Raw genomic sequence first — 14,089 nt, forward strand, 5'->3', positions numbered from 1 at the left:
AATTTAATAGCTACTCACTTAAACCGTGTTTAGTGCCCTATATCGTGTTGCAAGTGTTTTCAATAAAACACCAGCATCTTGTCCTAAAACAAAATCCACAGTTTAAGCAAGAGGTCTAATCAAATTATAGCATCAACCGCCTCCATAACTTGCTTCCCAACTGCTTGAGGGTGCTCCATTGGAAATAAATGTGTACCCATAGTTTTAAAACATTTTACATAAAAGTGTTTTTTCATATATCGAATATCCATTCTATCAACTACGGTGCTTTTGTCACCATAGATCAATGCTGCAGGAATTACCAATTTACCTTTATAGCTTGGAATAACATGTGGAATTGTTCGATATATTTGGTATTCAATATGCCTATCGAATCTCAAGTAATACCCATCCTCTTTATATTCCAAGCCATAGTTAATGTAGTCATTCAAACATTCTTCCGTAAAAGTTTTAAATAAATCTCTGGTTTTTAAATAAGCAATTAATTGTTCATGATTTTGCCAATGCTCCCGTCTTTTTTTCGTTCTAAAGGCTGGAGTGACTCTATCTATTATTCCTAAAGTCTTCGCCAAACGCACCATATTGGATTTAAAAGGACCTATTAGAGGTGAATCCAACATAATAACCGCTTTAAACAACTGGGGTTGTTCTATTGCGGCAAGCAAACTAAGTACTCCTCCCAGTGAATGTCCTACAGCAATCACAGGTTGTTTGGCTTGTCGTTTGATACTTCCTATGACTTCATTAACCAGGTTATGCCAATTTTCACCTACTGGATAATCAGGATCATGTCCAATTCTATCTACAAAACAATAATCAAAACGAGTTTCCAATTGATTCAACAGTTGTTTATAACAAAGAGATGGAAATCCATTGCCATGGGCAAAGTGGATTAGCTCTCTCATTTAGACACCATTTGCCTACTTTCGGCTCTGAAACCATAAATACCATAGCTGTAATAAGCTGCCAGGAATGCTAACAAAATAACCCCAAATCCAGGAAAAACAAAATTAAGCGATAATATAATCGCTAAAACTACTAACATAGGTGTGGACGCAACCATAAGTAGTCGGCTGGATTTTATAAAGGATATAGAGAATGAAAAAAAGACTCTGGAAAATACCTGTCCCAAAAATGCAATGACTAATAATACAGCCGCCATAATTGAATATAGAATAGCAACCACAATGGGATAAATCATCAATTGAGAAGCGTATTTCAATCCTGAAATTGCATTATCCCGAATAATTTTTTTACCATCAAATACCATGTTCATTTCTTTATCAAGAGGCTGGACTATAGGGACACCATTCTTGTCTGGTGCCACAGTAACCCCTAACAATTCAGGCGTTGGTAATCTGAAATTAATACTATTTTTATTGATTAAAATATTAAGATAGGGATATTTGTCTGTGAATTCAGTTATTTTTCCAGTTGTATCTATAATTATGACTACCTGATTTTTATCATTTCGAATCAAGTACGGCATCGGTTTATCAAAAATAACATTACCACTTTGCACATAAACAGTAGGTAATTGCAACAAAGGCTCAATAATTTGCCTATTAAAGGTTTTATTAAAATCAAAAGCTATTCTCAAAGAAAAAGGTATCGAACAAATTGCTATAACCAATAAAAGGTAAATCAAACCGATACCGCGCCAACGTTTCGCTACATCAACATAAAGCCACTTTGAATAAAAAGACATATATAGTGCTTGCCAATATCCATACAGAGGGGTATCAATTGGTTTTAATTTATTTTTTTCTTTAGCCACGCCACTCTCCCACACGTTTTCCTGTTCTCTGTTCAAATATATGCAACCGCGATTTAGGTAGTTCCACGAGTAACTGTCCGTCTGGTATCACCTGATCCGCTGAAATTCTTAAATTCATCAGTTCACCATTTTTAACACACTTCGCTTGTATCAATTTATCAGCACCCATATCATCGATAAATTCGACAATAAGTTCAACTGTGCCCTTGCTTCGATTAGAGCAAAGCTGGACGTGTTCAGGACGAATTGCCAAAATAAGATCCGTTTTATCCTCAATAGCTCGAAACCAAACCGGCGCTGAATAATCTATACCTAAATCAGTTTGAATACCATTCGTTAACTTATTATATTTGCCGGAAATAAAGTTAACTGGATAATGTCCTGTAAATCCTGCCACAAATTGAGTAGCTGGGCTTTGATAAAGTTCTTGGGGAGTTCCAATTTGTTCAACTTCACCTTGATTAAGGACTAAAACTCTATCTGCCATCGTCATGGCTTCTGTTTGATCGTGAGTAACATACAAACTGGTAGTATTAAATTGTTGATGCAACCTTTTTATTTCATGTCGCATTTCAGTTCGTAACTTCGCATCTAAATTAGACAATGGTTCATCAAATAAATAAACTGCTGGAGATCGGACTATCGCTCTACCCATAGCCACTCTCTGTTTTTGTCCACCAGATAGAGCCTGTGGTTTTCTTTCCAAATAGGCAGTCAAATGCAATAAATTTGCCACTTCACGTACTTTTTTATTAATATCTGGTTTACTGAAGTGTCTTAATTTCAATCCATAAGCCATATTATCAAAGACAGTCATATGAGGATAAAGAGCATAATTTTGAAATACCATGGCCATATCTCTTTTAGCAGCATGGATATCATTAACGCATTGATTATTAATAAGGATTTTTCCTGAACTTAAAACATCAAGCCCTGCTATCAGTCGTAACAAAGTAGATTTACCACAACCAGAAGGACCAACAACCACCATGAATTCTCCCTTTTTGATATCAATGTTGATTTTATTCAGAATAGTAGTTTGTCCGACTTGTTTTGATACCTCGATCAAATTCAGTGTTGCCATTATTTTAATCCCTTTTCGAACCATCGTTGCATCAACATGACCACCATACAAGGTGGTATGAGTGCAATCAATGCAACAGCCATAATATAGTGCCATTCTGGTACCTGATCCGCTACTCCGGCCAAATAACGAATACCCATCACAATAGTTGTCATTTTAGTTTCGGTGGTTATTACCAGCGGCCATAAGTACTGATTCCAGCCATAAACAAACAGGATTACAAACAAAGCAGAAATTTGAATTTTTGATAAAGGTAATACAATATCGATAAAAAACCTTAACGGGCCTGCTCCATCCAATTTAGCAGCATCAACTAACTCTTTGGATATGGTTTTAAAAAACTGTCGAAATAAAAAAGTTCCAGTAGCGGATGCTAATAATGGCAAGGTTAAACCCGAAAATGAATTCAATAAGCCAAAGGAAGCCACAACCTGAAACGTAGGAACTATTCTTACTTCTACTGGCAACATCATCGTCGCAAATATCAAGGCAAAACAAGATTTTTTAAAAGGAAAGTCAAAGTATACCAGAGCAAAAGCAGATCCTAATGCTAAAATGATTTTACCTACTGCAATGATAAATGCCATAAGTAGACTATTGATTAACATTAAAGTGATTGGCTCACCGCCAGTTACCGCCAATCCTTCAGTTAACACACTTTTGATATTTTTAAAAAATGAAGACCCTGGTATCAAAGGTAATTGGGAATGCATCATAGCAGCCCCCTCATTACTCGCAGCAACGACGGCCAAATACAAAGGTGTTAACATCATTCCTATGAACAACAATATCAGGCCATGCGACAAAAAACGTTTTACTTGTTTCATTCGTAATGAACCTTTTTTTCAAGGTATTTGAATTGCAATAATGAAACTGCAATTACAATAATCATTAATAAAACAGATTGGGCAGATGAACTTCCCAAATCCATTCCCTCAAAACCATCTTCGTAAACTTTGTAAATCAAGTTAGTGGTACTATTACCCGGCCCCCCATGAGTCATAACTTGAATAATCCCAAATGTATCAAAAAAACCATAAATTAAGTTCATTATTAGCAGGAAAAAGCTAGTGGGCGATAAAATTGGTAAAATTATTTGCCAGAACCTTTGCCAAGCATTTGCTCCGTCCATGGTTGCCGCATCAATTAAAGTCTGTGGAACCGCTTTGATTGCAGCAAAATAAAATAGGAAGTTGTAACTAAATTGCTGCCAACTGGCTGTTAAAATGACAACCACTAAAGCCTGATTGGCATCATTTACATAATTAAAATGAATTCCCAAAAACTCTAGTGAATGAGTTAACCAACCTAATGTTGGGTGGCATAAAAAACGCCAAAGTATTGCTGCAACAGCAGGAGCTATTGCATAAGGCCATATCAATAAAGACTTATAGACACCCTGACTTTTCCCTCTATAGCTCACCAAGGTGGCCATGAGGAGTCCCAGACTCATGGTAATGAAAGTCACACTAATTGCAATGACAAAGGTAACCCCCACTGCCTTTGCATAACTGGGGTCAAGGAATAAATCAAAAAAATTGGTCAACCCAGCAAAATGTTTCTGTAAACCAAATGCATCGGTGTAAAAAAATGATTGTAATAATGCACTACAAGCAGGCCAAATAAAAAACACGATGGTAATAACCAACTGAGGAACTATAAATAGCCAAGCAAACAAACTCTGATGATTAAATTTAGCCATTAACTAACCATGTACATGTAAAAACATAAGTATAAACGCAATAGCTTATCGATTTTAAATCATTATACGAGCTATAAAAGATATAATATAGTAAATTATCAAACTATGCATTCTCACTCTAAAAAGGATCTTATTTTGCGTTACATACAAATTAATAATCCAGGACCTCATAGTCAGCTGGTTCTTGCTGAAGGTCCAAGTCCTAAATTTAAGGAATCTCAAATTCTTATTCGTGTTAAAGCTACTGCATTAAATAGAGCTGATTTAATGCAAAAATTTGGAAAATATCCTCCTCCATCTGGAGAATCAGATATTCTTGGACTGGAAGTGGCTGGAGAAGTAATAGCCATTGGATCCAAAGTAAAACAATTTAAATTAGGCGATAAAATTTACGGTCTTGTGGGGAGTGGGGGTTACGCTGAAATTTGCCCTGTAGAAGCTTCTTTGGCATATCATGTCCCTTCACATTGGAATTTTTCACTCGCGGCAGCACTTCCTGAAGCATTAACTACAGTCTATGCAACACTCTATGATTTAGGTGATTTACGTTCCGGTCAAACTCTGTTAATTCATGGAGCCGGCAGTGGGATAGCTTCATTAGCTATTCAAATGGCTAAATTAACAACGGCAAAAGTGATAACCACAGTCGGTGATTCCAGAAAAATAGACAAAGCATTAGCCATAGGAGCAGATCAAGTCATTCATTATAAGGAACAGGACTTTGAATTATTGATTGAGGATAACTCCGTCGATCTTATCATAGATTTTGTAGGTGGTGATTATTTCAATAAGCATTTACACTTATTGAAACCACAAGGTAAATTAATCCAAATCGCTTGTCTTAAAGGAAGCAAAGTAGAATGCAGTCTGGCATTGATCATGCAAAAAAGATTACAGATTAATGGCTTTGTACTCAGACCTCAGAGCATTAAAGAAAAAGCCAGATTGTGGAAATTAGCACATAAACACTGGTTCAATGCACTTGAAAATAACAAATTAAAACCTGTCATTGATTCTGAATTCGATCTGGAGCAAATAGAATTAGCCTTGCAATATATGCAGCTAGGAGATCATTTCGGAAAAATAGTCATTAATGTTAATTAACGTGAGTTCGACATAAAAGGCATTTATGACTTTTATGTCTCTAAACGAACGTTATCCCGTAAAAAAGCGAAGCTTTTTGTACGGGATCCATTCAAATTATCCAAAAGCTTGATGTGCTGCTTCAGAAGCAAGTCCTGAGTGTTCTTGACAGAGTTTTTTTCAATTGAGCTCAATACTCTCCGCCCTAGCCACTGAATGATTAACATGTCTTACTGCTTTAAATTCATTTTTTGACTTAGTCTGATGCTTCGCTCCAGTAATTGAGTATAAATAGGCTCATTTCGTGCTAACTGCACCACTGTTGTAGCGGTAATACAGGTAATCATGAGAGGAAGAATTAAAGAGTAATTCTTGGTCATTTCAACGACCAGAACGACACCAGTAATTGGTGATCGTACCGCAGCCGCAAAAAGCGCCCCCATTCCCGCAACTGCAAACATACCAGGTTCAACCGAAAAATCGATACTCAGCCATTGGAACAAATGGAAAAATGCCAATCCGACCAGTGTCCCCAATGCCAACATCGGCGCAAAGATACCCCCAGGCACTCCACTTGAATATGACAACATCGTAGTTATAAAGCGAAAAAAGACTAAAGTACATAATACACTAAAGGCGGGCGACATAGTCAGTGCGTCACCGATAATAACATAACCTCCACCAACCGTAGCAGGATAAGAATAAGCCAGATAACCTACCAAAAAACCAACACCCAAAACATAGTATTTTTTCTTTTTAGGATCTTGTTTATCTAGCCATCCGAGTGTCTTCATTAGTACGATATTAAAGAGCAAGCCAACTAGTCCCATTAATATCCCAAAAAGCAAGAATAGCCATAAGGAAGCCAAAGTGGGTAATTCAAATACCTTCATTTGAATAGCGGGTTGCGATCCTACCATAAGATGCAAAATAATGGTTGCCATCACACAGCAAATGACAACCATTTTAAAATTGGTGAATGAATAATTAAATTGGTTACGCATCTCTTCCATAACAAACAATACACCGGCCAAGGGTGCATTAAAAGCAGCAGCCAACCCTGCTGCTGAGCCCGCAGCTATTAAAGTATCGCGTCGATGGCGTGTCAGCCGAAACAACTCTCCTAGCATTTGTCCAAGATTCCCACCCATCTGAATGGTTGGACCTTCCCTACCTACAACCATTTTTGCAGAAATCGACAATACGCCAGAAATAAATTTTACTGGTATTAACCGTTTCCAAAAGATTGGCCGTATATGGAGTAAGGTGCCTTCAATTTCTTGAACGCCACTTCCTGCAGCTTCTGGCGCTATGTATTTCACCATCATCCAAGCAGCAAATACCATAACCATAGAAACCAATGCTGAAACGAGTCCTCCAGGTAATCCATAACTATTAACCACATGATAAAACATCTCTAATAGGTGATCTAGTTGTGCAATAACCAATTGAAATAAAGAAGCGATAGTACCTGTCAATATCCCTAATAAAATAGATATAAAATATAAAATCAGTATTTTCTTACCCATTGTCCCTCACCATATTCATCAGATTGATGATTATTTTTAAACCTGCCTGATTTGACAAAGACAAGATTGTCTCAGGATGAAATTGAACTGCATAAACAGGTAACTGTTTATGAGATACTGCCATTACTATGCCATCTTCACTTAGCGCAGTAACCTCCAGTTCTTTGGGTACTGCCTCTGATCTGGCATAAAGCGAATGATATCTTCCAGCTTTAAAACAATCTCCTAAATCAGTAAATAATCCATTAGTATTTAATACCTTAATCACTGAAGATTTTCCATGCATAGGATAATCAAGGACATCCAGCACACCCCCAAAATATTCAACAATACCCTGTAAGCCCAAACAAACACCAAATATTGGAATCCCCTGGGAAAGGATAGCATGGATTGTTTCTGAGAGTTTAAAATCACTTGGCTTCCCAGGACCTGGAGACAACACTATCAAATCAAAATGATTATTTTCCATGTAACCAATTGCCTTGTCATACCGGACTGTCACGACATCTGCCCCGGTTTGTCTTAAATAATTGGCCAAAGTATGAACAAAAGAATCCTGATGGTCGATTAGTAAAACTCTTTTATTTTTTCCTGTCAAAATGATATTTTCAACTTTCTTTTTCGACTTTTGCCATGGTTTTTGCAAAATATCTAAAAATGCAGACGCTTTTAATCTCGTTTCTTCTTCTTCCGCTTCCGGAATGGAGTCATAAAGTAAAGTTGCGCCAACTCTAATTTCAGCAATTCCCTTTTCTATACGAACTGTTCTTAAGACCAACCCTGTATTTAAATTTCCATCGAAGCCGAACCATCCCACTGCCCCAGCGTACCATTTACGAGGTGATTTTTCATGTTCTTCAATAAAATTCATAGCCCAAATTTTAGGAGCTCCTGTCACTGTAACGACCCACATATGAGTTAAAAAAGCATCCACTGAATCAAAACCGTCTCTTAAAATACCCTCGACATGATCAACGGTATGAATCAGTCGTGAATACATTTCAATCTGACGTCGACCGATGACCTTCACAGTGCCTGCTTCACAGATACGTGACTTATCATTTCTGTCAACATCAGTGCACATGGTTAACTCTGATTCTTCCTTTTCTGAATCTAATAATATTTGAATATTCTGAGCATCTTCAATAGCATCAGCTCCGCGTTTAATAGTGCCTGAAATCGGACAGGTTTCAACTCTTTTGCCTTGGACACGAACATACATTTCTGGTGAAGCACCAACCAGATATTCTTCTTCACCCAAATTAATGAAAAAACCATACGGAGATGGATTTAGCTCACGCATTTGGTGAAATAGTGTCGACGGCTGTTCGCTAAAATGGGTATAAAAAGTTTGACTTGGAACTACTTCAAACAAATCACCGCAAGCAAATTTTTCTTTAGCTTTCTTGACGACCTTGGCATATTCACCCAGTTCATGATCACAATTTCTGTTTGGTTTATCAGTAGGCTTGTAAGGAGAATATTGTCCTTCTCTGACCAAAGCTTGAGTAGATCGACCTTGATATTGAAAATCATAACGTCTTACAAAAGCTTCTTCCTTACGATGGTTCACTATATAAATCTCATCGGGTAAATACAGAACCATATCTCTTTGCGTTTTATCTCTGGATTTGCAACGCTTTAACTCTTCAAATTGATGTATCAAATCAAATCCAAAAGCACCATATAAACCTAAATAAGAATCATCTTCGGTTTTAAAAAAATCTAACAGCATACGAATAACACTAAATACAGAAGGTTGATGACTTCGCTCTTCTTCATTAAAAGCCTTATCCGAGGATTGTATTCTTAACTGGCAAAAACTAAGAGTTTGGTTAATTATCTGCCAGGAGTTGCTTGCTTTTAGCAAAGGGGAAATAAAAGATAACAAAACTTCTCCTCGTTGATTTAGCGCCTCCAAACTAATGACATCATTTTGATAAATAATACATAATGGGGGATTATAAAATCCCATGTCCCAACAAGTATAACGTCCAGGATATTCAAAGCTTGAGGCAAATACCGCTCCGCGTTGGGAATCAAGACGTTCTAACAAGGAGTCTATGCCTTGTTGATAATCCAGCGTCTGTTGAGAAAACTCGACATGAACTCCACCCTTGGTTTTATATTGTTGCAACATGAATAATATTCTCTATTGTTTTAATTCTCACAAATGTTCATTCTACTGTAAAACCGCTGATCTGCAAGAATCTTGCAATCCCCTAATAATATTAAATTATCTCAATATTCGTTCGTAGAAATAGTCCAACCAACTCAACTTACTCCTTCATTTTAAATTTAATTTTGATATGAAATGAGTAGCATGCTTCGTAGAGTAATTCTGGTAAGGAAAACATTCAGCCCTAACCAGCATCAGTGAACTGATAGGATAACTCTCTGTACCTGACAAAAAATTTGTCAGATATAGAGAAGATAATCAAACTAATGCTTCATTTTTAGAACAATGACGCTATAATGTATAACCTTGTATCTTTGGACACAGCCATGACGATCTCCACTAAAGACCTTGAAAGTATTTCAAAACTGGCTTATTTGAATGAAGATTCTGAACATACTACAAAATTAACTCAAGAAATAAGTGCCATCATGGATTTTGTTGACCAGCTTAAAGCAATAGATACCAGTCAAGTAGCCCCACTTTTTCATCCTCTGGCCCTTAATCAACGCTTAAGACCAGATGAAGTAACGGAAGCTGAATGTCTTGCTGAATTAGAAGCCATGGCTCCTTTGTTTGAAGATAATTTATATTTAGTCCCCAAGGTTATCTCGTCGGATAAATAAAAATGGAACATTACTCACTTGCCCAATTATCAAAAGCTTTGCATAATCGCGAATTATCCAGTGTTGAGTTAACACAACACTATATTAACAAAATTCAAAGTAATAAGGACTTGAATGCCTTTATTAGTTTGGATGAAGAGAATGCTCTTAAGGAAGCTCAATCAGCTGATTCAGTGCTAATGAATGGGCATGGGAAAGTATTAACTGGAATTCCAATGGCTCTTAAGGATCTATTTTGCACCAAGCGCCTAAAAACCACCTGTGCATCAAAGATGTTAGCCAATTTCCAAGCGCCCTATGAGGCTACTATCGTAACGAAACTTAGAGAAAAAGGTGCAATTATCCTTGGAAAAACCAATATGGACGAATTTGCCATGGGCTCTTCCAATGAAAACAGTTATTTTGGTTCAGTTAAGAACCCATGGGATCGAGAAAGGGTACCTGGAGGCTCCTCTGGCGGCTCTGCTGTTGCCGTAGCAGCAGGCCTGGTTCCTTTTGCGATTGGATCTGATACGGGTGGTTCTATTCGTCAGCCGGCAGCTTTTTGTGGGATCAGTGGTATAAAACCCACCTATGGATCAGTCTCTCGATATGGGATGGTTGCCTTTGCTTCAAGTCTTGATCAAGCAGGTCCATTTGCCAGATCGTCTGAAGATCTAGCAATAGTACTTGGCTGCATGTCTGGATTTGATGAGAAAGACTCTACATCGGTCAATGCGCCCATCCCAGACTATTTTGCTGAAATTAAAAAACCTATACACAAAATGCGCATAGGACTTCCTTCCTGCTTTTTTCAACCTCAGGTTGATAAAGGAATTCAAAATGCTATTCATGAGGCAGTTAAATTATTCGAAAATCTCGGTGCCCGAGTAATCGAGGTGGATTTAAAACTGCAGCCATTGTGGGTGCCATGCTATTATGTCATCGCTTGCGCCGAAGCCTCATCAAACCTATCTCGCTATGATGGCATTCGATTTGGCCACAGAAGTATGGCCGCATCCAGCTTAATTGAATTAATTACAAACTCCCGGAGTGAAGGGTTTGGTGCTGAAGTAAAACGGCGAATTTTAACAGGTACTCATGTTCTATCATCCGGTTTTTTTGATGCGTATTATCTACAAGCACAAAAAATCAGGCGCCTGATTCAGGATGAATTAATTACAACACTAAACTCTGTGGATGTTATTCTTGGCCCAACCACACCCACCACAGCATTCAAGCTTGGCGAAAAAATTGATGATCCAATACAAAATTATTTAGCAGATGTCTTTACTGTTGCCTCTAATCTTGCTGGTCTGCCAGCCCTATCCATACCAGCTGGTTTTGATAATAAATTACCAATTGGCTTGCAACTAATGGGTAAGCACTTTAGTGAAAATCACTTGCTGTCTCTGGCACATAATTATCAGCAACACACTAACTGGCATTTGGCTAATCCTAACGAGCAAAGGTGATATATGGAGTGGGATACCGTTATCGGTCTTGAAGTGCATGCACAATTAAAAACAAAATCAAAATTGTTTTCTGGAGCACCTACTGCTTTCGGAGCCAAACCCAATTCGCAAACTAGTTTTATTGATGCGGGTTTACCTGGTGTTCTTCCTGTATTAAATCAACAAGCCATTGCAATGGCCATTCAATTTGGTTTAGCAATTCATGGCACTATTAATGACTTGTCCATCTTTGAACGAAAAAATTATTTTTATCCCGATTTACCAAAAGGCTACCAGATCAGTCAATTTCAAAAACCTATTATCACGAATGGATCTCTCACCATCCATTTACCCCATAACCCGGAAAAAACCGTCGATATTGTACGTGCTCATTTAGAAGAAGATGCCGGTAAATCCATACATGAAACACATTATGATTTTTCAGGTATCGATCTCAACAGAGCTGGCACCCCATTACTTGAAATCGTAACATCCCCTTGTTTGTATTCTGCTGACGAAGCCATTACTTACCTAAAATCATTGCATCAATTAGTACGATTCCTCGGAATATGTGATGGAAATATGCAAGAAGGCTCGTTCCGTTGTGACGTTAACCTGTCTATAAAACCAAAAGGTACTTCTGTTTTAGGAACACGAACAGAACTTAAGAATCTGAATTCATTTCGGTTTATCGAAAAAGCCATCGCTTATGAGCAAGCAAGACATCAGGATATACTCGAAAGAGGATTAGCTATTATTCAGGAAACACGTCTTTATGATCCTGACAGCAACTCAACCCAAGCAATGAGAAGCAAGGAAAATGAGAACGATTATCGCTATTTCCCTGATCCGGATTTATTGCCCATCCACATAACGAATGAACAAATAGAGGAAATAAAAAACAACTTACCTGATTTACCTGAATTCATTTACAAGAAATTAAAAGACATATCTTCGTTAAATGAGGAAGACATTAACTTCGTATTATCATCACCTGATGCTTATCAATATTACCAAAGAATTAAATCGCTTAGTCGTGCTTCTGACAAGACAATTATTAACTGGTTAAAAGGTCAATATGCAGCCTTTCTCAATGAAAATAACCTAACATTTGGATCGCCACCTATTTCAGCTAAAACCATGGCTAATCTATTGAATAAGATCCATGACAATCAGATTTCTTCAAGTATTGCAAAAAACATTTTCAGCAAGCTTTGTGGGGGCGAAGAAGATGTCGATGCCATTATTGAACGTGAAGGTTACCAACAGATAGATGATAGTTCTGCACTGGAAGAAATCATTCTCCAGGTAATCAAACAACACCCTCAGCAAGTTGCCGAGTACAAATCGGGTAAAGACAAATTATTAGCTTTTTTTATAGGGCAAGTGATGAAACAAACAAAAGGAAAAGCCAATCCAGAGCAGATCAATTTATTATTAAAAAAGCATCTTGGATGAACAATATTTATAACACAATCATAATCCTTATTGACACTGTATAGCTACTAGACAGTCAACTCTCAATTTTCATTGAGGGTAAACTATAATGCACTTAAAAGAGATAATTTTTCAACCATCGCAAAGACAAAAATCACTTTCCATTTAATAATGAATTGAATCCATAGCCTTTTTCTCGTTATTATTTCATACTAACTAATTCGTAATTTCACTAAGGATGTTAGAGTTAATGAAAATAAATTTTTTCTTGTTAATCATAGGAATGATACTGAATGTGACAATGGTACAAGCGAAAACGTCTGACAATCAACCGACGACCCCGCAAAATACAAATAACAACAAAGACACTAAAGTCTCTAATGATATTTTGAAAAAAATCACACCTGAATTTCTTTACAGCTACATAGATTTTGATTTTGATTCCACTGTTGGCCTTAATTTTAATCGATATCATGGGCATTCAAATCTCTATTCAATAGGTGCTGACCATATAACTCCTATATCTAATTTGACTGCAGGTCTTTATGTTTTAGACATAAACACGGATGTGAGCTCTCAGTTTCAAGTACTACCAACCGTTCTAATTCCTTCTAATCAAACAATTCACAACAACACATTGTTCGGGCATGTCCGGAAGGTGTTCACCTCTCAATTCGATATTGATATTGCTGGAGGGTATGGTCAAAACAGAATAAGCACCCAAACCCTATTAAATACACTCACCCCAGACGTGATTTTCTCAAAACATAATTCCGACAACTGGCTTGCCAGCCTTAACGCCCTTTATAGAAAACAATGGAAAATGGTATTTCTAAAAGCCTATGCAGGTATATTATATAGTCAAATCAATTCGGGAAGCTATGTACTGGCATTTCAGTCTATGCAACCTGGACAAATCGTAAGTCCTTTAACTACAAAAGCAACTTATATTATGGAGGGCGCAGAAATCAGTTACAGACTCAAGCCAACACTACTCCCTTTTATTAATGGTGGTTTGATTCAAGTAGCGGATTACAGTAATAGCCGCCCAATTTTTGCACAACAAATAAATGGTTCTCTACCTCAACTTAACATGACTAAAAATGGATATAAACTTGGCGGTGGTGTTACGTTTCATTATAAGCAAGTGACTTTAAGACTCGAAGAAAAGTATTACAGTGCAGGCAGCCTCTTTACAAGTTATCAAACTATAGCGGGATTAGAGTATCGATTTAGTTAGAC

The 14,089-nt window shown here is 37.3% G+C and carries 12 protein-coding genes; 5 read left to right on the forward strand and 7 right to left on the reverse strand.

What is annotated here, in order from left to right:
- Window positions 1–119 precede the first annotated feature (119 nt).
- The 5 genes from ACZ5EK_RS09010 to ACZ5EK_RS09030 are packed head-to-tail and all read right to left on the reverse strand — an operon-like array spanning window position 120 to window position 4,563.
- Window positions 120–905 carry an alpha/beta fold hydrolase gene (locus ACZ5EK_RS09010; protein WP_464429186.1) on the reverse strand — a complete coding sequence of 262 codons (786 nt, stop codon included), beginning with the start codon at window positions 903–905 and terminating at the stop codon, window positions 120–122.
- On the reverse strand, window positions 902–1,777 hold the full coding sequence (locus tag ACZ5EK_RS09015; RefSeq protein WP_464429187.1) for a DUF1189 family protein: 876 nt from the start codon (window positions 1,775–1,777) through the stop codon (window positions 902–904). The genes ACZ5EK_RS09010 and ACZ5EK_RS09015 overlap by 4 nt, the downstream gene beginning before the upstream one ends.
- Window positions 1,770–2,861 (reverse strand): ABC transporter ATP-binding protein, encoded by a 1,092-nt coding sequence (locus tag ACZ5EK_RS09020; RefSeq protein ID WP_464429188.1) that lies wholly within the window; start codon window positions 2,859–2,861, stop codon window positions 1,770–1,772. The genes ACZ5EK_RS09015 and ACZ5EK_RS09020 overlap by 8 nt, the downstream gene beginning before the upstream one ends.
- On the reverse strand, window positions 2,861–3,688 hold the full coding sequence (gene ugpE, locus ACZ5EK_RS09025) for a sn-glycerol-3-phosphate ABC transporter permease UgpE (RefSeq protein ID WP_464429189.1): 828 nt from the start codon (window positions 3,686–3,688) through the stop codon (window positions 2,861–2,863). The genes ACZ5EK_RS09020 and ugpE overlap by 1 nt, the downstream gene beginning before the upstream one ends.
- Window positions 3,685–4,563, reverse strand: coding sequence for an ABC transporter permease subunit (locus ACZ5EK_RS09030; protein WP_464429190.1), 879 nt, complete (start codon window positions 4,561–4,563; stop codon window positions 3,685–3,687). Before ACZ5EK_RS09030 ends, ugpE begins: the two co-directional genes overlap by 4 nt.
- Before the next feature lie 135 nt (window positions 4,564–4,698).
- Between ACZ5EK_RS09030 and ACZ5EK_RS09035 the strand changes: the two genes are divergently transcribed.
- A complete protein-coding gene (locus tag ACZ5EK_RS09035; protein ID WP_464429191.1) occupies window positions 4,699–5,667 on the forward strand; it encodes an NAD(P)H-quinone oxidoreductase in 969 nt (322 codons plus the stop codon).
- 209 nt (window positions 5,668–5,876) lie between these two features.
- On the opposite strand, the gene clcA is transcribed toward ACZ5EK_RS09035, so the two are convergent.
- Both clcA and ACZ5EK_RS09045 read right to left on the reverse strand, forming a co-directional pair.
- Window positions 5,877–7,175, reverse strand: coding sequence for a H(+)/Cl(-) exchange transporter ClcA (clcA, locus tag ACZ5EK_RS09040; RefSeq protein WP_464429192.1), 1,299 nt, complete (start codon window positions 7,173–7,175; stop codon window positions 5,877–5,879).
- Window positions 7,168–9,315: an anthranilate synthase component I gene (locus ACZ5EK_RS09045; protein WP_464429193.1), complete on the reverse strand. Its 2,148-nt coding sequence runs from the start codon at window positions 9,313–9,315 to the stop codon at window positions 7,168–7,170. Before ACZ5EK_RS09045 ends, clcA begins: the two co-directional genes overlap by 8 nt.
- Before the next feature lie 365 nt (window positions 9,316–9,680).
- Between ACZ5EK_RS09045 and gatC the strand changes: the two genes are divergently transcribed.
- The 4 genes from gatC (at window position 9,681) to ACZ5EK_RS09065 (ending at window position 14,087) form a co-directional block, all read left to right on the forward strand.
- Complete coding sequence (gatC, locus tag ACZ5EK_RS09050; RefSeq protein WP_464429194.1) at window positions 9,681–9,977, forward strand: Asp-tRNA(Asn)/Glu-tRNA(Gln) amidotransferase subunit GatC; 297 nt, start codon at window positions 9,681–9,683, stop codon at window positions 9,975–9,977.
- 2 nt (window positions 9,978–9,979) lie between these two features.
- Window positions 9,980–11,431 carry an Asp-tRNA(Asn)/Glu-tRNA(Gln) amidotransferase subunit GatA gene (gene gatA / locus ACZ5EK_RS09055; RefSeq protein WP_464429195.1) on the forward strand — a complete coding sequence of 484 codons (1,452 nt, stop codon included), beginning with the start codon at window positions 9,980–9,982 and terminating at the stop codon, window positions 11,429–11,431.
- Between the two features lie 3 nt (window positions 11,432–11,434).
- Window positions 11,435–12,868, forward strand: coding sequence for an Asp-tRNA(Asn)/Glu-tRNA(Gln) amidotransferase subunit GatB (gatB, locus tag ACZ5EK_RS09060; protein WP_464429196.1), 1,434 nt, complete (start codon window positions 11,435–11,437; stop codon window positions 12,866–12,868).
- A gap of 229 nt (window positions 12,869–13,097) precedes the next feature.
- Complete coding sequence (locus ACZ5EK_RS09065; RefSeq protein ID WP_464429197.1) at window positions 13,098–14,087, forward strand: autotransporter outer membrane beta-barrel domain-containing protein; 990 nt, start codon at window positions 13,098–13,100, stop codon at window positions 14,085–14,087.
- Window positions 14,088–14,089 lie beyond the last annotated feature (2 nt).

It is taken from the genome of Legionella sp. JM-2024, assembly GCF_055389095.1.

Excerpts from the sequence above, each read along its gene's own strand:
- ACZ5EK_RS09010 (WP_464429186.1), bottom strand. The coding sequence starts at position 905 with ATGAGAGAGCTAATCCACTTTGCCCATGGCAATGGATTTCCATCTCTT.
- ACZ5EK_RS09020 (WP_464429188.1), bottom strand. The coding sequence starts at position 2,861 with ATGGCAACACTGAATTTGATCGAGGTATCAAAACAAGTCGGACAAACT.
- ugpE (WP_464429189.1), bottom strand. The coding sequence starts at position 3,688 with ATGAAACAAGTAAAACGTTTTTTGTCGCATGGCCTGATATTGTTGTTC.
- ACZ5EK_RS09030 (WP_464429190.1), bottom strand. The coding sequence starts at position 4,563 with ATGGCTAAATTTAATCATCAGAGTTTGTTTGCTTGGCTATTTATAGTT.
- clcA (WP_464429192.1), bottom strand. The coding sequence starts at position 7,175 with ATGGGTAAGAAAATACTGATTTTATATTTTATATCTATTTTATTAGGG.
- ACZ5EK_RS09045 (WP_464429193.1), bottom strand. The coding sequence starts at position 9,315 with ATGTTGCAACAATATAAAACCAAGGGTGGAGTTCATGTCGAGTTTTCT.
- gatC (WP_464429194.1), top strand. The coding sequence starts at position 9,681 with ATGACGATCTCCACTAAAGACCTTGAAAGTATTTCAAAACTGGCTTAT.
- gatA (WP_464429195.1), top strand. The coding sequence starts at position 9,980 with ATGGAACATTACTCACTTGCCCAATTATCAAAAGCTTTGCATAATCGC.
- gatB (WP_464429196.1), top strand. The coding sequence starts at position 11,435 with ATGGAGTGGGATACCGTTATCGGTCTTGAAGTGCATGCACAATTAAAA.
- ACZ5EK_RS09065 (WP_464429197.1), top strand. The coding sequence starts at position 13,098 with ATGAAAATAAATTTTTTCTTGTTAATCATAGGAATGATACTGAATGTG.